This window comes from Acinetobacter endophylla, assembly GCF_053543775.1.
Genome location: NZ_JBLVOM010000071.1, coordinates 1 through 423 on the forward strand (window position 1 = coordinate 1; position 423 = coordinate 423).

The 423-nt window shown below is 43.3% G+C and carries 1 protein-coding gene; it reads right to left on the minus strand.

Annotated elements, in window-relative coordinates; all coding sequences use genetic code 11:
- Positions 1-231 precede the first annotated feature (231 nt).
- Positions 232-423: universal stress protein (locus tag ACNPNW_RS04915; protein WP_448766621.1), on the minus strand; the 192-nt coding region annotated here is incomplete at its 5' end.

Sequence of the window (423 nt, forward strand, 5' to 3'; positions counted from 1 at the left end):
TCAACTCAAACACGAACATTGACAATTTCACTACAATAAACGTTCGCTTTTGAGCGGTTTTATTTTGACAATAATCCTTTAATCAGTAGTAATAAAGTGAAAAATGCTTACTCTGCCAAAGATACTCCAATATATTCCTTAGCCTAGAGAAGCTGGCCCAATGGCACTTCAGCAGTCTTTCGAAAGAAAAAAAGGGGAACGCTAATAGCGCTCCTCTTCTATAATCCTATTCTATTTTACAACCAGCACTGGAATACGGGCACTTTGCACCACGTTATGGCTTACACTGCCCAGAACGAATTCACGGATGCCTCCAAGGCCGCGGCTGCCGATGATAATAACATCCACTTCTTGCTGTTTGGCGTATTTCAAAATCACTTCAGCAGGCGAGCCCTGCAGCAATTCCACCACTGGATTCAGGCC